Origin of the sequence: Leptolyngbya sp. PCC 6406, from assembly GCF_000332095.2 — a bacterium.
GTDB lineage: Bacteria > Cyanobacteriota > Cyanobacteriia > Phormidesmidales > Phormidesmidaceae > PCC-6406.
Genome location: NZ_KI913949.1, coordinates 5220706 through 5240974 on the forward strand (window position 1 = coordinate 5220706; position 20269 = coordinate 5240974).

Genomic DNA, 20269 nt, shown 5'->3' on the forward strand with positions numbered 1-20269 from the left:
TTGGTTTGCAGGTAACGTTCTTAGGTACCAGTTCCGGCGTGCCCACGCGATCGCGCAATGTCTCCAGCGTGGCCCTGCGTCTGCCCCAACGGGCGGAGGTGTGGCTATTTGACTGTGGCGAGGGTACCCAACATCAATTTCTCCGCAGCGATTTCAAGGCCAGCCAGATTCGTCGCATTTTTGTGACCCACATGCACGGGGATCACATCTTCGGGCTGATGGGACTTTTGGCCACCTGCGGACTGGCGGGCAATCCCCAGCAACGGGTCGATATCTACGGCCCCCCCAAGCTGAACGACTATCTCCAAGCCTGCCGCCGCTATTCCCAAACCCACTTTTCCTATCCCATCAAGGTGCATACGGTACAGCCCGGTTTGGTGTACGAGGATGGGGAGTTTGTAGTGACCTGCACCCTCCTGGAACACCGGGTTCCCGCCTATGGCTATCGCGTGACGGAACGGGATCGTCCCGGTCGCTTTGATGTCAAACGGGCTCAGGCCATGGGCATTCCCTCTGGCCCCCTCTACGGACAACTGAAGCGGGGGGAGGTAGTGACCCTACCCGATGGCCGTCGCATCAACGGTCAAAATCTGTGCGGGCCTGATCTGCCGGGGCGCAGTCTGGTGTACTGCACCGACACCATCTTTTGCGAAAGTGCCGTGGAACTCGCCCACCGTGCCGATGTCCTCATCCATGAGGCCACCTTTTCCCACCAGGATGCGGAGATGGCCTACCAACGGCTTCATTCCACCTCCACTATGGCGGCGCAGGTGGCCCTCTCCGCCCAGGTCAAGCAGTTGATCATGACCCACTTCAGCCCCCGCTATGCGCCAGGAAATGCGGTGCAGTTTGAGGATTTGCTCACGGAGGCCCAGGCAATTTTTCCCAATACGGTCATGGCCCGCGATTTCTATACCCACGACATTCTGCGCCAAGAACCAGCTCTAGCAGTCTCTGGTTAGAGAACCGGGCCGATGACTGCGAAGCGGAATATTACCAGGCCGAAACCCGTGGGGGATCCTTCTGAAACCCTATTGAAAATAGGGTGAAATAGAGGTGGGGTGGGGTGAGATGGCACGGTTCCTGAAGTAGACTGACCCTTGGGCATGGATATGACCGTTAGTGTTTTTGGCCCTTATACGTGGGTCGCTAAGGAATCTGGATCCTTGTAATGTGCGTAATGTGCAATTCTTGTGGGTCAGGCAAGATGCCTGACCGTGGACAGCCGGGACGGCTATCCCACGTTATTTGATCTCTATTCCTAACATTGCCCCTGCCCGCTCCCCCCTAGCCATTTCCCCCTAGAGAATCGATGCGAATTTCCCTGAACTGGTTAACAGATCTGGTGGCCGTAGACCTGTCTCCAACAGAGCTTGCCGATGCCCTAACCATGGCAGGGTTCGAGGTAGAAGATATTGAAGATCGGCGCACCTGGGCCGATGGGGTCGTGGTGGGTCGCGTTTGCGATCGCAGTCCCCACCCCGACGCCGAAAAGCTCAGCGTTTGCCAAGTGGACATCGGCGGCAATACCCCCTCCACCATCGTCTGCGGGGCCGCCAACGTGCGCACCGACGCCTACGTTGCCGTCGCCACCGTGGGCACCTATCTGCCAAAGGTGGACCTGACGATCAAACCCCGACAACTGCGGGGGGTGCCCTCTGAGGGCATGATCTGTTCCCTAGCGGAGTTGGGGCTGGCGAAGGATTCCGAGGGCATTCACATCTTTGCGGCGGACAGTTTTGATCCGGATAGCCTGACCCTGGGTAGCGATGCCCGTCCCCTGCTGGGTCTGGATGACGTTGTCCTGGATGTCACCTCCACCGCTAACCGGGCCGATGCCCTCAGCCTGGTGGGCATCGCCCGCGAAGTGGCCGCCATTACAGGGGCCGAACTCAAACTGCCCCAGCCCCCCAGCCTGTCCCCCCATGGCCCCGCTTCTGGAGTCGGGGTCCAGCTTACGGACCCGAAAGCCTGTCCCATTTACATCGCCACAGTTCTCGAAAATATTCACATCGGCCCGTCGCCTCTATGGCTGCAACAGCGGCTACAAGCCTCCGGGACTCGACCCATCAACACCATTGTGGACGTGACCAACTACGTCCTGCTGGAGTGGGGGCAACCCCTCCACGCCTTTGACCGCGATCGCATTCAAGCCGTCACCGGGCAGACCGACTTTACCCTGGGGGTGCGCTATGCCCAAGCCGGGGAAACCCTAGTCACCCTGGACAGCCAAGAACGGAAACTGGCAGCGGAAACCCTCTTGATTACCGCTAGCGATCGCGCGATCGCCCTAGCCGGGGTAATGGGGGGAGAAGCCACCGAGGTCCACGACGGCACCACCGCTGTGGTCCTAGAAGCGGCCTACTTTGACGCCGCTGCTATCCGCAAATCCGCCCGCAGCCAGGGCTTACGCACCGAAGCCTCCGCCCGCTACGAACGGGGGGTGAACCCGGCAGAACTGGATCTCGCCTGCCAGCGCGCCCTGCAACTGATGGCGGAACTGGCGGGAGCCCAGGTGGTGGATCAACACCGAGAGACCACCCCCGCTGGCAACATTACCCCCACCCGCACCCTGACCCTACGGGCACAGCGGGTCCGGGCCATCCTCGGTCCCGTCACCAACTTGGGCGGTGACACCCCCCAGCCCCTCCCCGTGGAACGCATCCAGGAAACCCTCACCACCCTGGGCTGCACCGTCACCCCGACCGAGGCAGACGGCTTCTGGCAAGTCCAAGTGCCCCCCTACCGCTATCGGGATTTAGAGCGGGAAATTGACCTGATCGAAGAGGTGGCCCGCCTGTACGGCTACAACCACTTCGCCAATACCCTCCCCCAGGAAGCCGCCGGGGGTTTCCTCTCACCGGAAGCCACCCTCTCCCGTCGCCTGCGGGAGGCGATGCGGGGAGCGGGGTTGACGGAATTGCTCCACTACTCCCTCACCAAACCCCAATCCCCTGAGCAGGTGGTGCTGGCGAATCCCCTATTTACGGAATATTCTGCCCTTCGCACGGACCTGATTGACGGGCTGGTGGAGGCATTCCAGTTCAACCTAGAGCAGGGCAACGGTCCCCTAAACGGCTTTGAAATTGGTCGGGTCTTTACCCAAAGTGAGGGCCAGGTGACGGAAACCGAGGTGATCGGTGGCATTCTCGGCGGCGATGGTCGCCAGGGTCTGTGGGTGCAGAGTGGACGGCCCCAGCCCATGACTTGGTTTGAGGCCAAGGGATTGTTGGAAACGGTGTTCAAACGGCTAGGACTGACGGGGGTGGACTATCGCCCCGAGGCGGAGGATGATCGCCTCCACCCTGGACGCACGGCGGGGCTCTGGGTGCGGGGCCGCCTGCGCCTGGGCAGCTTTGGTCAGATCCATCCCCAACTCTGCCAGCAGCGGGATCTGCCGGGAGAGGTCTATGTCTTTCAACTAAACTGGCCTGTCCTGGTCACCTGTCTGGCAGCAGGACGTCAAAAGGCAGTGAAATTCAGTCCCTATTCCACCTATCCCGCTAGCGATCGCGACTTGGCCTTTTACGCTCCGGTGGCGATCCCAGTGTCAGACTTGGAAAAGGTGATGGTCAAAACCGGGGGCAAGCTCCTGGATGGCGTCACCCTCTTTGATGAATATCGGGGGGAATCGGTACCGGAGGGGCAGCGCAGTCTAGCCTTCCGCCTCGTGTATCGGGCCAGCGATCGCACCCTCACCGATGAAGACGTAGATCCAGTGCACCAGAAGGTACGCAAAGCCCTAGAGAAGCAATTCCAAGTGGTTTTGAGAAGTTAAGCGCTATGCCCTCCCCAGAACTGCCATTCTCTCTACCAGACCCCGGTACTCTAGGAAATTCGGGTTTGGGTCGAGTCGTCCAACGCCTGACCCAAACCCTTACCCGTGACGCTCTGGTGCAAGCCACCCTGGAGCACCTCCGAGAAAGCTTCCATGTAGACCGGGTAGTGCTCTACTACTTTTATTCCCGTTGGCGAGGTCAGGTGACTAGCGAGTCCTGGGTCACCCCCAGCCTCTCCATTCTCGGATCTACGGGGGCGGATGACTGTTTCAACGACACCTATGCCGAGCAGTATCTTCAGGGCCGGGTTCGTGCGATCGCAGATGTCACCAGCGCCAACCTCGATCCCTGTCACCTGAGCTTTTTGCAGAGCATTTCAGTGCAGGCTAATCTGGTGGTCCCGGTTCTCGTCCACCACCAGCTCTGGGGCCTCCTCGTGGCCCACCACTGCCGCTCTTCCCGACCCTGGCAACCAGGGGACATCGACGAAATCCGGGCGGCAGCCCTGACCCTAGCCCAGAGCCCCGCCATCGAGTCTAGCCTGTTGCCGCCTGATCTCTAGATCGCACCCACTCGCGCCTAGTAGTCAGTCAATTCATGGTTGACAGGTGACCAAAATCCTGGAGTTTAGTTGGGGTTAAATTTTGACGGGTCTTCGACCCGTCAAAATTTTCCTGGCAGCACACTAGCGATCCACAGAGCCCATAATCACGTCTACACTACCGAGGATGGCCATGATATCAGCCACCTTCATACCCTTCAGCAAGTGGGGTAGGATTTGGAGATTGTTGAAATCGGGGGGACGAATCTTGAAGCGCCAAGGGAAGACATTGTCATCGCCGATGATAAACACCCCCAGTTCGCCCTTGCCGCTTTCCATCCGCACATAGTGCTCCCCGGCAGGGATTTTGAAGGTGGGGGGAATTTTCTTCCCGGCGAACTGGTAGTCAAAGCTATTCCACTCTGACTTCGGACCCTCCGCCATGCGCTTGGCTTCCAGGTTTTCATAGGGACCGCCGGGAATCTGCTGGCAGGCTTGGAGTACGATTTTCACCGACTCACGCATTTCCCGGATCCGCACAAGATAACGGGCAAGGCAATCCCCGGTGGTCTCGTACTGCACATCCCAGTCAAAGTCGTCGTAGCACTCGTAGTGGTCCACCTTTCGCAGATCCCACTTCACCCCGGAGCCCCGGAGCATGGGGCCAGAGAGTCCCCAGGAGATGGCTTCCTCGCGGGAAATGACGCCAATGCCTTCGATGCGGCGACGAAAGATGGGGTTGTTGGTGATGAGTTTTTCGTACTCGTCTACCACGGCTGGGAAATACTCACAGAAGTCGATGCATTTATCCAGCCAGCCGTAGGGTAGATCGGCAGCGACGCCACCGATGCGGAAATAGTTGTTGTTGATCAGTCGGGAGCCCGTGGCGGCTTCCCACAGGTCGTAGATCATCTCCCGCTCGCGGAAGATGTAGAAGAAGGGGGTCTGGGCTCCCACATCCGCCAGAAATGGCCCCAGCCATAGAAGGTGGTTGGCGATACGGTTGAGTTCCAGCATGATCACGCGGATATAGCTGGCCCGCTTGGGCACCTCCACGTCCGCCAGTTTCTCGGGGGCGTTGACGGTGATGGCCTCGTTAAACATGCCTGCCGCATAGTCCCAACGACTGACGTAGGGCACAAACTGCACGTTGGTGCGGCTTTCGGCGATTTTCTCCATGCCTCGATGGAGGTAGCCAATTACGGGCTCACAGTCGAGTACGTCTTCCCCATCTAGGGTGACAATCAGGCGCAATACGCCGTGCATGGACGGGTGGTGCGGCCCCATGTTAAGCACCATAGGCTCGGTCTTGGTTTCGATGCGTGACATGGATGCGCTGGAAATCCTTTGACTGTATTTACTATAGGGGGTCTTTTGGAGAAGAATCTATAACTTATGGGTTATTGGGGTGGGTTATTGGGGGGTGGCAGGCAGGCGCTGGTTGAGCGGAGTCGTATGCCTTGCAGGCAGGCTGCGCCAACGCGCAGCGTCTCCCGAAGGGAGAAAACCAGCACACCACGATGCCCCTAGGCCACTTGACTGGCGACAACGGGTTCGGTGGGGGTATCCGCTGTCGGCAAATACATCTGGGTGACGTATTCGGCCACCATGCGATCGCTGTTGAACTGCGGCACGATGGTACGGATGGAGGCTTTCATCATAGCGATCCACTTGTGGGGTAGCCCGTCGCGATCGCGGGTGTAGAACAGGGGAGCCATGTCCCGCTCCAGGATGTCATAGAGGGAATCGGCATCGATCTGGTCCTGGATCTCCTGGTCACTGGTGTCCGCTTCGTCTCCGACAACCCAGCCATTGCTGGACTGACCGGCCCGACTTTCCCGGTAGGCTTCTCCCCACCAGCCATCGAGAACACTGCAATTGATGCCGCCGTTGAGGGCGGCCTTTTGGCCACTGGTGCCGCAGGCTTCTGTAGGGCGGCGGGGGGTATTAAGCCAAACATCCACGCCATGAACCATCAGTTCGGCAGTGTACATGTCGTAGTCTTCGAGAAAGGCAACGCGATCGCGCAGGGCGGGATGACGACACCATTCCATCAGCCGCTGAATGATACGCTTGCCCTCATCATCACCAGGACGGGCCTTCCCCGCGAAAATAATCTGAATTGGGCGGCGGGCATGGGACAGGATCCGAATCGAGCGCTGCAAGTCCTTGAACAACAGCCCCCCCCGCTTGTAGGGGCTAAAGCGACGGGCAAAGCCTAGGGTGAGGGTATCGGGGTGGAGTAGATGATCCACCGCAGCGATGTCATCTGCGGCTTCCCCCCGCGAACGACGGGCCTGAAGCACCTGGGCGCGGGTATAGGCAATCAGCCGCTCCTTGAGGATGCAATGGCGATGCCACAGTTCTCTGTCAGGAATATCGTTCACCAACCGCCACAGGTTGGCATCCGTCACCTTTAGGCTCCAGTCGTTGCCCAAGTACTGGTTGTACAAATCGGCAATCAGGGGGGCGGTCCAAGTCCGGCTGTGAACACCGTTAGTAATGGAGCCGATGGGCACCTCCGCTTCTGGCTTATCGGGGTAGAGGATACTCCAGATCTGGCGGGCCACTTCCCCATGGCGACGGCTGACCCCATTAGCAGATCGGGTCATCCGCAGAGCCAGCACCGTCATCCCAAAGGGCTCCCAGGGATCGCCAAATCGCCGCGCCCCCAGATTCAAAAACTGCTCTCGACTCAATCCCAACTCAGGCCAGTAGTGGCCAAAGAAGGAGTCGATCATGTCGGCGGAGAAAACGTCATTCCCGTCAGGCACCGGGGTATGGGTGGTGAATATGGCGCGATCGCGCACCCCCGCCTCCACCTCATAAAAGGATGACCCCGTAGCCTCAATCTCCTGACGGGCTACCTCCAGTAGGGCAAAGGCAGAGTGGCCTTCATTGATGTGGTACAGGGCAGGTTCAATTTCCAAGGCATGGAGCATGCGCACCCCACCGATGCCCAGCAACACCTCTTGGGCAATACGGGTTTCCCGATTGCCGGTGTAAAGCTGCCCCGTCAAGCGGCGATCAATGATGTCATTGTCAGCGCGATCGGCATCCAGCAGGTACAGATCCACCCGCCCAATCCGCGATCGCCAGACCTGGATCCGCACCGTCCGCTGCCGGATCACGACCTTCACTGTGACCGGCTGGCCATACTCATCCCGCACCAATTCCAGGGGCAGGTGTTCAAAATCGTTATCAGTGTAAAAGTCTTCCTGCCAGCCACTCCGGTTCAACCGTTGACGCACATACCCCTGACGGTAGAGTAGCCCTATCCCCACCATGGGCAGCCCCAAATCCGAAGCCGATTTCAGATAATCCCCCGCCAGCACCCCCAAGCCACCGCAATACAGCGGCAGGGATTCATGGAGGCCATATTCAATAGAAAAATAGGCCACAGGCTCCTCCGGCGACAGATGGGGAGCCACGCGGCTAGCCCAGGTATCCTGCTCACGCATGTAAAGATCAAACTGTTGCGCCAGGGTTTGCAACCGTTTGAGATAGACGGGATCTTCCGCCACCTGGGAGAGGCGTTCGTAGGTGACGGACTCTAGCAGGGCAACAGGATTGTGGTGACACCGCTGCCAAATGGCAGGAGCAATGGTGCTGAAGAGGGAAATCCGCTCTGGTGTCCAGCTCCACCAATAGTTGTAGGCCAAGTCTGCCAGTCGCCGTAGGGGAGCAGGAAGATTGGCTTTGAGGTGGGCGACGGGGGTTTTCATAGCAGCTAAAGGGGCGTGCAACCCTATATTTGCAGAGTATTCGCAGCGTATTTGCAGACAGTTTCCCCAGAATAACGCGGATGCTCAGCACCACGAACCCTGGAAAATCTGAGTCCTACCGGCCCCATCATTTAGAGCGGTATTCATCTCAATCCAGTATCCAGTAGGGGCATCAACGTAAGCCGAGACAATATGGGCTCCGAGGAATTCAGGAGTTAGGAGCCAGAAGCCAGGAGGGTACTGAATTCTAGCTCCTAACTCCTCCCCACGAGATTTGTCTCGCTTTGAGTTGATACCCTTCGCCAACGATTTAGCGTCTCCCGAAGGGAGCAAGCCCGATCGGCGGGTAGTTTATTTTCCTGCAAGTCCCTAATCTCCGACGGTGGGTCGGGGATTGTGAATCGGAGGTTATGCCCTCAGGATCCGCCATTGTCTGCCTGGGTGTCTGCCTGGGTGTCTGCCTGAGTCAAAATGCCCACCAAAATTCGCACCAGAATTTCCAGTTCCTCCGGCACGCGGTAGAGCTTCATATCTTCTGTCACCTGCCGAGAAGGACGGTGGTAGGTGCCAAACCGCCAATCTTGCCCTGTAGTCACGGCTCCATAGAGCAGCGGCGCGGGGCTATCGGCCCATTGGTCTAGGGCAATTAGTTCCGCCGCCAGTTGGGTAAAGCCGTTGTCCATGTTTTCTCGCTTGGCCTCAATCACCAGCAGGGGACTGGCTTGAAAATAGTAGTCCAAGGTGCCCTTCAACCAGGCATTGACCACAACGGGATATTCCACCCGCACGGATCGCTGGGTGGTGCGGCATACGGTGCGAATAATGGGGGCGATCAAAAACTCACGACGGGCTTGCTCGCTGGTGAGGCCCACATAACGAATGCCATCAGCGATCTGGGTTGCCAGATCGGCAAGACCCTCCAGCGGGGCTCCATAGCTGGGCAAGGGGAGGGGGTCCCGTCGGAAGGTACAGTCCAGATCCGCCAATACGTCTTCGATGGCAAAGGGTAGTTCAAAGTAGCGGCTGAAGGTGTAGCTTTCTTCAGTACTGAGGACTTTGAGGTTTTGACTCATGAACCTGTACCTCTGTTCTGGGTAACCCTATCGGGATAACAACCCTATCTGGACAACAACGAGTGCCGTTCATGGGGCTGCTGCCAGTCGGCGGGGTCTGGGCCTAGGGGAATGATACCGCCGGGATTGAGGGGAAACAAATTGCCGTAGTAGTCGCGGCGAATGGTGTCGAAGTCGCAGGTGGCGGCGACTCCGGGCTGTTGGTAAATGTCGCGGGCATAGGGCCAGAGGTGGGCATAGTCTCGCAGGCGGGCGCGATCGCACTTAAACAAGCCGTGGTAGGCGGCGTCGAATCGGGCCAAGGTGGTGAAGAGACACACATCTGCCAGGGTGAGGGATTCCCCACAAAGGTAGGGCTGGTGGGCTAGGTGGACATCAATGGTCCCCAGGGTCTCAAAGAGTAGGGTGCAAGCGGCTTCGTAGGCGGCTTGGGTACGGGCAAAACCACAGCGGTAGACACCGTTGTTGATGGCGTGATAAATGCGATCGCGCCAGCCGTTGATCTTCTCTCGTAGCGCTAGGGGGTAGAGATCTACCTCGGCACGAGTGGCCCCATCATTCAGCCCGTCGTTGAGAATTTCAATGATCTCAGCACTTTCGTTGTTGACAATGGCTCGGGCTTCCGTATCCCAGAGGACAGGCACCGTACTGCGACCCTGGTAGCCCGGTTGGGCAGTCTGGTAGAGATCCGCTAGCGCCCGCCACTCCTGCTCCCCATCGTCAAAGACCCACCGCCCCTCATTAGAGGAAGGGGAGACAATCCACAAGGGCAGAGCCGACTCTAGACCCTTCAGTGCCCGCACCACCAAGGTCCGATGCGCCCAGGGACAACCCATCCCCACAATGAGCCGATATCGCTCCGGTACCGACGGGTGATCCCCCTCTGGTTGCAACCCGGCCCGAAACTGACTGGGGGGCCGCACATAGGCTCCAGCGGGATCTGTCGGCGCTAGCTTGGCCATCATGATCTGCCACAGCCCTTGCCAGACGGTTTTACCCAGGCGAACAATCAGCCCTGGAGGCAAGCTAGCACGGGGGGAAGGAGTTGGAGGCATGGTAAATGAGGGCAAGGGGCAGGTGGCGTTAAGATCCTCTAATCTTCGTTCCTTACGGTGTCAGGACCACCACTATGGAATTGACGGTGAGATTCAGGGTATCCAGTGCCGGTGTGTCTGAGGGGAACAGAGTATCTCCGGCCAAGGCATTGGGAACATCGTCGATGTTGGCGGGGTGGAGGCGGAGGAAGAGTTGGCCATCATAGGCGGAGAGGGTGGAACCCCGAAGATCCACCGTACCGCCATAGTCCCAGCGAAAGCCATAAACCCCAAAGGAACCTAAGGCTTCCTGGAGATCGGCGAAGGAACTACCCACGTGAATACCGTTGGGGGTGGCCCAAGCAGTGCCCAATTCTCGGACTGTGGCCACGCGATCGCGGTTTTCATCCCCCCAGACGACGGTAAAGCCATATTCGGGGCCGAGGTCTACAACGGTTGCCGGTTCTGTAAAGCCTTCTCCTACGGCAATCGCCTCTTCCCGCAGCACCTCAGCCCCAAAGCGAGTCACGAGGTCAGCGTGGGTCGTGGTGGGCGTGATTGGCCCCACCCGTTCCCCCGGTAGGATGACTGGGTCAGCAATGGCGGCTGGGGTCGCCTCTGGGATGGAGTCGGTAGCCGTTTCCTCCTGCCCCAGCACAGCCGCATCTCTAAGGGCGGGGGTGCTCACCGCGTCCGGGACGCTAACAGCAGGGTCCACCGTTGCGGGCGGCGGACCCCCACAGCCTAGAAGAAACGTGAGAGGAACGAGCCAGAGTTGTCTTCGCCAGGTATCCATCAGGGCTGTCTCCAAGGGGGGCTTTAGGGGAGCCCCTAGGAATATGAGTAAAATCGAGGCCAAGGGCTAAGACCCCACTGCTGTGATCATAACGAGCGTGTGATCATAGCGAGCAAACACTAGGGGCTGTGGACAATCAAAGCCAGATTTCTTGCGATGGAGCGGTCACACCCCTAGCTTGCTTCAGTAGGGCGGGCGTGGTCATGCCTATCCCGCAAGGGTTTCCACGTTAATTGTCCCCACACCCGAGGAGAGACCAACGCATCTTGCGGCGGGATCGAATCACGCGAAGCCAGTATAGGGAGAGGGAAGAGTAATGAAAGCCATTGTTATGTCTGCACCAGGGGAACCCGAAGTGCTACGGGAAACCGAGCAACCCATACCTGAGTTTCAGACCGCTACGGAAATACGGGTACGGTTGAAGGCGGCGGGGGTGAATCCGGTAGATACCAAAATTCGCCAGCGGGGAGTCTATCTCCAGTCCCAAGGGCCAACGGTACTGGGGCTTGACGGGGCTGGGATTGTGGATGCGGTAGGGCCGGGGGTGCGGCACTTTAGCATCGGAGATGCGGTGTATTTTTGCAGCGGCGGCTTAGGGGGGGCTCGGGGCACCTACGCTGAGTACACCATTGTGGAAGAGGCCCATGCTGCTCACAAGCCTGAACGTCTGAGCTTTGCAGAGGCTGCTGCCGCGCCCCTGGTGCTGATCACCGCCTGGGAGGCACTGCACGATCGCGCCCGCATCACCGCCGGACAGCAAGTGCTCATCCATGGCGGTGGGGGCGGTGTGGGTCACGTCGCCATCCAGTTGGCCCACTTGGCGGGAGCCCTGGTGGCCACCACCGTCAGCAGTGAGACCAAGGCAGAAATGGCCACCCGTCTCGGGGCTGATCACTGTATTTACTATCCCCACATTGACTTTGTGGAATCCATTCAGGCTTGGACCCAGAATCAAGGGGTTGCGATCGCACTCGATACGATCGGGGAACCGATTCTGTCCCGCACCTTTGAAGCCGTAGCCATTGGGGGCAGCGTCATCACTCTGCTAGCCCCTACTGCCGAAACCCAGTGGTCCCTGGCCCGGACCCGCAACCTGCAATTTGGCTTTGAGCTAATGCTGACCCCCCATTTACAAGCCCTAGAACCGGCCCGCCGCCACCAGACCAAGATTTTGGAACAGTGTAGTCGCTGGTTTGACTCCGGTGATCTCCAGATTCACCTAGGTCAGACCTGGCCCTTGAGCCAAGCCGCCGAAGCCCACCGCTGGGTAGAAGCAGGCCACAGCCAAGGCAAAGCCGTCCTATTGATGGAGTAAATAACACATAACAGTAATGCTGAATTTTCAACCGCCGGGATTTGAGCAACGGGTGACCGAGACCCACTTGGGCATCATGACCTACTACACCCAAACGGTGCCGGTGGACAATCCAGCCCCGACCTTGGTTTTTCTTCATAGCCTGGGGGGTGGATCCTCTGCCTATGAGTGGTCCAAGGTTTATGGAGCCCTAGCCGCCGACTATGCCATCATCGCCCCGGATCTGGTGGGTTGGGGGCAGTCGGCCCACCCCGCCCACAGCTACCAGGTAGAGGATTACTTCAAAATCATCACCCATTTGCTGGAAACGGTGCTGGCTAGATCTGCGACGGGCATTGGCGTAGCCGCCCCGACGGGACTAGACCAGCCCTCTAGGGCCATCGTAATTGCCAGTTCCCTCACCGCAGGCGTCGTCATTCGCCTTGCCATCCAGCGGCCCGACCTGTTTCAGCAACTCCTGCTAGTCTCTCCCGCTGGCAACGACGACTTTGGCCGGGGCTATCGCTACACCTTACCCGCGCTGCTAGCAGGTACTCCCGGTTTAGACCAGGTTGTCTACGGCCTGGGGGCGGCCAATGAACTCGCCGTCACCCAATTTCTGGCCACCTTCCTCTTTGCCAAGGCCGACCGCATCACCCCAGAAACCGTCGCCGCCTACCTGGCCAGCACCCTACAGCCCAACGCCCAATACTCCGCCCTAGCCTCCCTCCGGGGCGACATCTGCTTCGACCTCGCCCGCTACATGGCCCAACTCACAGTCCCCACTCGGATCATTCTGGGGGCCGAGTCTCGCCTCAACCCCGCCCGCCAGGGAGAACGCCTCGCCGCTCTCAGCACCGCTGTGCAATCAGTCCAGGTGCTGCCCGATCTGGGCGTCTTGCCCCATGTGGAATATCCCGCCGTGGTGGTGGGCTTACTGCGGGGATACTTAGCCGACAGATTAAGTCACACAGCACAATGATTGGCAACACCGAATCGGACTTCAATTTTGTATCCACCTCCTTACAACATTAGGATTGCAACATTAGGACACCCATATTTGTTGATCTTAGCCAAAGGTAAGGTGGCAAATGGCCAGGGAAGCCAAGATCCCAGCTACATCTGCGGATAGAGCCGCAGGTAAGGTATAGCGGGTGCGCATAACTCCGATACTACCGAAATAGACCGCCATCACATAGAACGTAGTTTCCGTGGAGCCCTGCATCGTAGAGACCAGGTAAGACAGGAATCCATCTGGGTCGTTGTCCACAATTTCAGACATGACCCCAAAGGCTCCCCCCCCAGAGAGGGGGCGAATAAATGCCATGGGTAGGGCTTCGGGGGGCATGCCAATTAACCCGGTGATGGGGGTAAGAACTGTCGTTAAAATCTCCAAGGCTCCACTGGATCGGAACATGCCAATGGCCACGAAAATAACCACCAAAAAGGGAATAATTCGCACTGCAATATCAAACCCTTCTTTTGCCCCTTCTGTCACTGCTTCGTACACGGCTACTCCTCGGAAATAGCCTAGGAGTAGCAGGCTACAAATGATGATGGGTAAGAGCCAATTAGAAATACCTGCCATTAGATCCGTTGCGGCAAGGTCAGGGGTGCCCTGTACCGTGAGGCGATAGATAATGGCCACAAAAAAGGCGGCTATCAACCCCCCAAAGAGAATGCGCCCTATCCAACCAGGGGGAGTGAGGGGGAGGCTAGCTAGCTCATCTAAGTCCAATGGGTTTTCTGGATTGGATGCTACTGGGCTGGGGTCTGGGGTTAAGGCATCTCCAGCTAAGTCACCACCAGGGGCTGTTGCCTGGAATCCGCTAGCGGCAAACTCTGGAGTGATGGGCATGGCTGTGCCCTGGGCTTCAGGGTCGGGCTCTGAAGCAATCGCAGCTCGCCATCCTAAAACTTTAGCCACGACGATGGCCACAACAGTGGAACAGCAGGTGGCCACAATGGAAGGCAGAATAATGGCGGCTGGGTTGGTAGCCCCGGCTCCAGCCCGCACGGTGATGGCACTAATGGGGAGAATGGTCAGGGAGGAAGTATTGATTGCGAGGAATAGGCACATTGCTGATGTAGCGGTGCCTGGGAGGGGGTTGAGCTTATTGAGTTCGGCCATGGCCTTGAGGCCGATGGGGGTAGCGGCATTCCCTAACCCCAAGGCATTAGCGGCCATATTCATAATGATGGCGGACATGGCGGGGTGGTCAGGGGGGACATCGGGAAACAGGCGTACCATCACGGGACGAATCAACCGTGCTATGACCTGCATCATGCCAGCGGCTTCTACTACTTTAATTAGCCCTAACCAGAGGGCTAGGGCTCCAATAAGACCAATAGCTAAGGTGACAGCGTTGGCAGCGGATTCAAAGATGGCTTCAGTTAACTCGGTCATGGCTCCCCGCCACGCTGCGATCGCAGTAGCAGAGATGATCATGAACAGCCAGATGCCATTCAAAGGGGAGGTTGATTTGCTCATAAGGAGCTCCCAGGAACAGACACATCCCCATGTATATACCGCCTTTCCCTCACTATTTTGAATTTATGGCGGTTCTCACTCGGGTTAAGTACAGGCAAGGGGCTTAAGCCCCTTGTTCACCAAAGTGTCATTAAGTTGAGGTGTACCTCATACATTAGGAACCGCTATATATAGTGCTGGATGTAGCCACCACCTGTAGTCACAATGGATATGCTTAGGCAATGTGTAGGGCTAGCAGGCTTCTGTCTCTATGGCAACCTCTATAGCAATCCCATTTTATTTCTGAAGACCTTCGTAGCGTGGGTGAAGCGAAGCGTAACCCACGGGACAAGAGGCTTACTCAAGTTCATGCAAGATCGCTATATCCGATCGCGGTTAATTAAAATCGGCAATTCCCAGGGTTTCAGAGTGCCGAAGCCCCTGTTAGATCAGTGCGGCATTGTAGGAGATGTAGAGATCCACATCCAAACGAACCAGCTCGTTATCCGACCCATCCATCATGCTCGTCAAGGGTGGGACACCCATTTTGTCGCTATGGCAGATGCCGGAGATGATGTTCTCCTGGATGGGGACACCCTCCTCCCGACAGCGTGGGAGTCCCAGGGATGGCAGTGGTAGTTTCGCGGTTCGAGGTGTACCTCGTAACGCTAGATCCCCCGTTAGGGTATCAACTCAAAGCGGGACAAATCTCCTGGGGAGGAGTCAGGCATCAGACGTTGAGAATCCAGGAGACTCCTGACTCCTAGCTCCTGGCTCCTAGCTCCTAAATTTCTCGGAAGCAATATTGTCTCGGCTTACGTTGACACCCTGTCGTTAGGCTATACACCCCATCCTCAAAATAACCGTCCCACTGCTACCCTAAACTCAGGCAAAACAGGGCTAGTCAGTTCATCGGCAGCATATAGAGAAACCGCTAACTTCAATAGCCCACCCTCGCGACGATACACCTCTAGCTTGGGCTGCTTACGGTCGGCAATCCAATACTCCAAAACCCCATAAGTAGAGTAAATCTTGAGCTTAGCTTCTTTGTCGCGACGCTCGTTTTTTTCACCAGGCGACAAGATCTCCACGACTAATTCTGGTGCGGCAATCAGGTGTCCTGCCTTATCCAGCATGGTGTCTAGCCGCTCATGGCTAGCCCACACCACGTCTGGAATGACACTATCGCTCTCAGAAAACACCAATCCTGGGTTCACCGCTGCCTCGCCCAGCCCACTCTGTACCGACCAGTTTTCTAAAGCCATCCCAATTTTCACCGAAACATTTTGATGCTTCCAATGGGGGGCTCTGGTCACAAATAGCTCTCCATCAATAATTTCGTAGCGACGCCCATCTTCAGGCAGCACCTCTAAATCTGCCACCGTCCAACGGACATTCGTGCTGGAAGTCGCCATCGCGATCGCGCCTCTCAATCTTTGCTAAGCATAGCTCAGGCATTGATAGCGCTAGGCTGTCGTTGGTTCGTTGGTTCGAGAGGTAGCAGGTCAGAGGACGGTTTGTGCTACGCTCGTAAAGCTGTCAAAAATTCACACACCTAGGATTTCGGGTGTCCCGCTATGGGATGCACCTGGGTGGAGGCTAAACCCGAAAGGAGAAAACTAAATCCATGGCCGTCATCTCTCTGTCCGAGCTTCTGGAGTCCGGCGTTCACTTTGGGCACCAAACTCGCCGCTGGAATCCCCAGATGGCTCCCTACATTTTCACGTCTCGCAACGGGGTCCACATCATTGACCTGGTGCAGACGGCCCAACTGCTGGAGAGTGCCTACACCTACATGCGCAGTGCTGCCGAAAAGGGCCAGAAGTTTCTTTTCATCGGCACCAAGCGCCAAGCCGCAGGCATCATTTCCCAAGAGGCGGCCCGCTGCGGAGCCAATTTCGTCAACCAGCGCTGGCTGGGGGGCATGCTCACCAACTGGACCACGATTAAAACCCGTTGCGATCGCTTGAAGGAATTGGAGCGGATGCAGGAAACGGGAGCCCTGGCGTTGCGTCCTAAGAAGGAAGCCGCCGTACTGCGCCGGGAACTGGAACGGCTCCAGAAATATCTGGGGGGCATCAAAACCATGCGTCGTCCTCCTGATGTAGTGATCATCATTGACACCCGCCGGGAGTACAACGCTGTGCAGGAATGCCAGAAGCTAGACATTCCCATCGTGTCGCTGTTGGATACCAACTGCGATCCCAACGATGTGGATATTCCCATCCCCGCCAATGATGATGCCATCCGCTCTATTAAGCTGATCTTAGGGAAGTTGGCCGATGCTATTTACGAAGGGTCTCACGGTCGCGTAGACAATGATGCCTACGCCGACTATGACGGAGCCGATGAGGACTACGACTATGAGGACGATATCCCTGAGGCCATCAGTGGGGACGAGTCCGAAGAGTAGACCTGGGGGTTAAATAACCGCCGTTGCACACAACTAACGTTGGAAGATTAGCCACGAGGGCACTATGGCAGACATTTCAGCAAAGCTGGTTAAGGAACTGCGCGAAAAAACTGGCGCAGGGATGATGGATTGCAAAAAGGCGCTGAAAGAAAACGACGGCGATACCGAAAAAGCCGTGGAATGGTTGCGCCAGAAGGGTATTGCCTCCGCCGCCAAGAAGGAAGGCCGAGTGGCCGCTGAAGGGTTGGTGGAAAGCTACATTCACACTGGGGGCCGAGTAGGGGTGCTAGTGGAGGTGAACTGCGAGACGGACTTTGTGGCCCGTCGCGAGGAGTTCAAGTCCCTGGTGCGAGACATCGCCATGCAGGTGGCGGCTTGTCCCAATGTGGAATATGTCAAAACCGACGATATTCCCAAGGACATGCTGGAAAAGGAAAAGGAAATTGAGATGGGGCGGGAGGATCTGGCCAGCAAGCCGGAGAATATCCGTGAAAAGATCGTTCTAGGCCGTATCGAGAAGCGTCAGAAGGAACTCTCTCTACTGGACCAGCCCTTCATCAAGGACCAAAACATCACGGTGGCGGAATTGGTGCAGCAGCGGGTTGCCCAACTGGGGGAAAAAATCCAGGTGCGTCGCTTCCAGCGCTTTGTGCTGGGAGAGGGCATTGAGAAGGTAGAGAGCAACTTTGCCGAGGAAGTAGCGGCTCAGGCGGGCCTGAAGTAGGTCTGAATCTCAAATTCCGACCAAGTACAGGGCAGAGGACTCCGGTCGTCTGCCCTGTACTATTTTGGGAGGATAGCAATCCGGCTAGGTTCAGGGTGGGGCATGGCCGGAGGCTGGAATGATTGCACCACATCTTGGGAAATGACGTTGCCGGAAATGACGTTGCCACCTCTGAGTTCTCGGACCATTCTCACGACACGGGTGGATGGCACCAGCTATGGGGATGCCTGCGATCGCATTCAGCAATGGGCCACCGCTGGCGAATCCTGCTATGTGGTTGCCGCCAATGTCCATGTCATCATGACTGCCTACAGAGACCACGCCTATCAGCAGGTTTTGGCAGATGCAGTGCTGGTGACACCGGATGGAATGCCCCTGGTGTGGGGGCTGCGGAGTCTGGGGCTGGAAGGACAGACGCGGGTCTATGGGCCAGACTTGATGCTGGCTTGGTGCGATCGCGCTTCCCAAGTCGGACTGCCCATCTATCTCTATGGCGGTAGTCCAGCGGTACTAGAAACCTTGCAACGGCAGTTGCCCGATACCTATCCCGGCCTCATCATTGCTGGCGCTTATGCCCCCCCCTTTCGCCCCCTCAGCCCAGAAGAAGAAGCGGCGGACGTGGCCCGCATCATGGCCTCAGGGGCGCGGGTGGTGTTTGTAGGACTAGGCTGCCCCAAGCAGGAATTTTGGATGGCACGGCAGCGGGGACGGCTGCCCGTGGTGATGATAGGGGTAGGGGCCGCCTTTGCCTTCCACAGTGGCACCGTCTCCCAGGCTCCCCGCTGGATGATGCAATTGGGGCTAGAGTGGCTGTACCGCTTTAGCCAGGAGCCTGGGCGGTTGTGGCGGCGCTATGTGATTAATAATCCCGCCTTTGTGCTCCTATTTGGCTGGCAGTGGTTGGGGGAGCGCTTGGGGTTCAAGAAACCTATCCTGTGACGTATCTTCCTGACCCCTGCGGCATCCTAGGGTCAGTTCTGTCCCAACCATGCCCCTGAAAGACCTACGCGCCCCCAGCGCTCCCCAACTGAAGCACCTGTGGACCTGGCGCTGGCGGCGGGTGCTGTTGTTGGTGCTGAGCGATAGTCTGGCCCTGGTGCTGGCTTGGCGCATCGCCCGTTGGCTCAATCAGTTTTTCTCTCCCATTCCACCCCAGTTGGTCTGGTGGGTCTGGTTTGGGCTGCCTAGTTTGTTTTGGATTCTGATCGCCGCCAACCTGCTGCTGTTTGCCCAGAATGGCCTCTACGGAGGGTTTTCCCAGGTCAAGAATTACCTGAAGGCGGGCAAACTGGTCAGCCTCCTCTATCTGGCGTCGTTGATTGTGATGTATTTCTACGACCCCAAACTGGACCCGCCGCGATCGCTGTTTTTTACCGCCTGGTTTGGCAGTGTGACTCTGGTGATTCTGTCGCGGCTGGTGATCAGTGCTGTACTGCGCCCCTTTGAGCAAGCAGAAGCCTGTCTCCGAGTCTTCATTGTGGCTCCAGCTAAGCGCCTCAAGGGGTTATCGGAAACTCTGCAAAGGCGATCCCGTTGTTTGGTGGTAGGCGCAGCTCTGGCGGCGACGGCCAATAGCTCCACGACCCACCAGGCAATTTTGACCTCGGGGGCAGACTTGGTACTGGCGGAATCCTTACCTGATGCGGTGTTGGCCTCTAGTTTCTACTGGCAACTGCGGCGGATGGGGGTAGGGTTACGGTTATTACCCTCTAGCCGGGAGATGCTCTATCGCCGGGGCATCCCCGAGATCTTTGCCGGGATTCCCACGCTGCGGTTGGATGCCCCCCTGATTGTGGGGGTGGACTACCGGATCAAGCGGGGGCTGGACTATCTGGGGGCGGGCTTGGGGCTGGTGATTTTAGCGCCACTATTTGTTGCGATCGCGATTGCCATTCGCCTCGATTCCCCCGGACCCATCTTTTTTCGCCAGGAACGTATGGGGCTCCACGGCAAGGTGTTTCAGGTCTGGAAGTTTCGCACCATGGTAGTGGATGCCCCCACCCTCCAGGCAGACCTAGAGCGCCACAACCAAGCCGCCGATGGGGTGCTGTTTAAGCTCAAGGCAGATCCCCGCGTTACCCCCCTGGGGCAGTTCCTCCGCCGCACCAGCTTGGATGAATTGCCCCAGTTGCTTAACATCCTCTGCGGGCAGATGAGCCTGGTGGGGCCGCGCCCTCTGCCCCTGCGGGATGTCGCCCAGTTTGATCCCTGGCACCACATTCGCCATCAAGTCCTCCCCGGTATTACCGGGCTCTGGCAAATCTCCGGGCGCTCAGACCTCGACAGCTTCGACGACGCAGCCCGCCTCGATCTCCACTACATCGACCACTGGTCCCTTAATCTAGATCTGGAGATTTTGATCGAAACCCTCCGCATTGTTCTCCTCGGCAAAGGCGCATACTAAAAAGAATCAGCATGGA

General features: G+C 57.6%; 17 protein-coding genes. 10 read left to right on the plus strand and 7 right to left on the minus strand.

The annotated features are described in order from the left end of the window. Positions 1 to 5 precede the first annotated feature (5 nt). The 3 genes from LEP6406_RS0223390 to LEP6406_RS0223400 all read left to right on the plus strand — a co-directional run bounded on the left by LEP6406_RS0223390 (position 6) and on the right by LEP6406_RS0223400 (position 4341). Complete coding sequence (locus LEP6406_RS0223390; protein WP_008314294.1) at positions 6 to 962, plus strand: ribonuclease Z; 957 nt, start codon at positions 6 to 8, stop codon at positions 960 to 962. 350 nt (positions 963 to 1312) lie between these two features. Further along, positions 1313 to 3778 carry a phenylalanine--tRNA ligase subunit beta gene (gene pheT / locus LEP6406_RS0223395; RefSeq protein ID WP_008314296.1) on the plus strand — a complete coding sequence of 822 codons (2466 nt, stop codon included), beginning with the start codon at positions 1313 to 1315 and terminating at the stop codon, positions 3776 to 3778. 5 nt (positions 3779 to 3783) lie between these two features. Then, positions 3784 to 4341, plus strand: coding sequence for a GAF domain-containing protein (locus tag LEP6406_RS0223400; RefSeq protein WP_008314298.1), 558 nt, complete (start codon positions 3784 to 3786; stop codon positions 4339 to 4341). Between the two features lie 123 nt (positions 4342 to 4464). On the opposite strand, the gene LEP6406_RS0223405 is transcribed toward LEP6406_RS0223400, so the two are convergent. From LEP6406_RS0223405 to LEP6406_RS29465, 5 genes are all read right to left on the minus strand, one after another. Further along, positions 4465 to 5649, minus strand: a complete 1185-nt coding sequence (locus LEP6406_RS0223405; RefSeq protein WP_008314300.1) for an NAD(P)H-quinone oxidoreductase subunit H — start codon at positions 5647 to 5649, stop codon at positions 4465 to 4467. A gap of 197 nt (positions 5650 to 5846) precedes the next feature. Then, positions 5847 to 8045: an alpha-glucan family phosphorylase gene (glgP, locus tag LEP6406_RS0223410; protein WP_008314302.1), complete on the minus strand. Its 2199-nt coding sequence runs from the start codon at positions 8043 to 8045 to the stop codon at positions 5847 to 5849. Positions 8046 to 8461: 416 nt separating this feature from the next. Beyond that, positions 8462 to 9118: a hypothetical protein gene (locus tag LEP6406_RS0223415; RefSeq protein WP_008314304.1), complete on the minus strand. Its 657-nt coding sequence runs from the start codon at positions 9116 to 9118 to the stop codon at positions 8462 to 8464. A gap of 44 nt (positions 9119 to 9162) precedes the next feature. After that, positions 9163 to 10173: a glutathione S-transferase family protein gene (locus LEP6406_RS0223420; RefSeq protein ID WP_008314306.1), complete on the minus strand. Its 1011-nt coding sequence runs from the start codon at positions 10171 to 10173 to the stop codon at positions 9163 to 9165. A gap of 52 nt (positions 10174 to 10225) precedes the next feature. Further along, positions 10226 to 11011 carry a hypothetical protein gene (locus tag LEP6406_RS29465; protein WP_051463837.1) on the minus strand — a complete coding sequence of 262 codons (786 nt, stop codon included), beginning with the start codon at positions 11009 to 11011 and terminating at the stop codon, positions 10226 to 10228. 253 nt (positions 11012 to 11264) lie between these two features. Between LEP6406_RS29465 and LEP6406_RS0223430 the strand changes: the two genes are divergently transcribed. Next, complete coding sequence (locus tag LEP6406_RS0223430) at positions 11265 to 12263, plus strand: zinc-binding dehydrogenase (protein ID WP_008314310.1); 999 nt, start codon at positions 11265 to 11267, stop codon at positions 12261 to 12263. Positions 12264 to 12279: 16 nt separating this feature from the next. Then, the gene (locus LEP6406_RS0223435) at positions 12280 to 13224 is read left to right on the plus strand and encodes an alpha/beta fold hydrolase (protein ID WP_008314312.1); all 945 of its coding nucleotides are present in this window, start codon (positions 12280 to 12282) and stop codon (positions 13222 to 13224) included. 87 nt (positions 13225 to 13311) lie between these two features. On the opposite strand, the gene LEP6406_RS0223440 is transcribed toward LEP6406_RS0223435, so the two are convergent. Beyond that, a complete protein-coding gene (locus LEP6406_RS0223440; RefSeq protein ID WP_008314313.1) occupies positions 13312 to 14733 on the minus strand; it encodes a nucleoside recognition domain-containing protein in 1422 nt (473 codons plus the stop codon). Between the two features lie 210 nt (positions 14734 to 14943). On the opposite strand from LEP6406_RS0223440, the gene LEP6406_RS0223445 reads away from it, so the two are divergent. After that, positions 14944 to 15351, plus strand: coding sequence for an AbrB/MazE/SpoVT family DNA-binding domain-containing protein (locus LEP6406_RS0223445; RefSeq protein ID WP_263971219.1), 408 nt, complete (start codon positions 14944 to 14946; stop codon positions 15349 to 15351). A gap of 215 nt (positions 15352 to 15566) precedes the next feature. Here LEP6406_RS0223445 and LEP6406_RS0223450 read toward each other — a convergent pair whose 3' ends face one another. Further along, complete coding sequence (locus LEP6406_RS0223450) at positions 15567 to 16127, minus strand: Uma2 family endonuclease (protein WP_008314318.1); 561 nt, start codon at positions 16125 to 16127, stop codon at positions 15567 to 15569. A gap of 212 nt (positions 16128 to 16339) precedes the next feature. On the opposite strand from LEP6406_RS0223450, the gene rpsB reads away from it, so the two are divergent. From rpsB to LEP6406_RS0223470, 4 genes are all read left to right on the plus strand, one after another. Further along, complete coding sequence (gene rpsB, locus LEP6406_RS0223455) at positions 16340 to 17125, plus strand: 30S ribosomal protein S2 (protein ID WP_008314320.1); 786 nt, start codon at positions 16340 to 16342, stop codon at positions 17123 to 17125. Between the two features lie 64 nt (positions 17126 to 17189). Further along, complete coding sequence (gene tsf / locus LEP6406_RS0223460; protein WP_008314322.1) at positions 17190 to 17849, plus strand: translation elongation factor Ts; 660 nt, start codon at positions 17190 to 17192, stop codon at positions 17847 to 17849. Between the two features lie 156 nt (positions 17850 to 18005). Beyond that, positions 18006 to 18788, plus strand: coding sequence for a WecB/TagA/CpsF family glycosyltransferase (locus tag LEP6406_RS0223465; protein ID WP_036031539.1), 783 nt, complete (start codon positions 18006 to 18008; stop codon positions 18786 to 18788). Positions 18789 to 18837: 49 nt separating this feature from the next. Next, positions 18838 to 20253, plus strand: a complete 1416-nt coding sequence (locus LEP6406_RS0223470; RefSeq protein WP_008314325.1) for a sugar transferase — start codon at positions 18838 to 18840, stop codon at positions 20251 to 20253. The last annotated feature ends 16 nt before the right edge of the window (positions 20254 to 20269 follow it).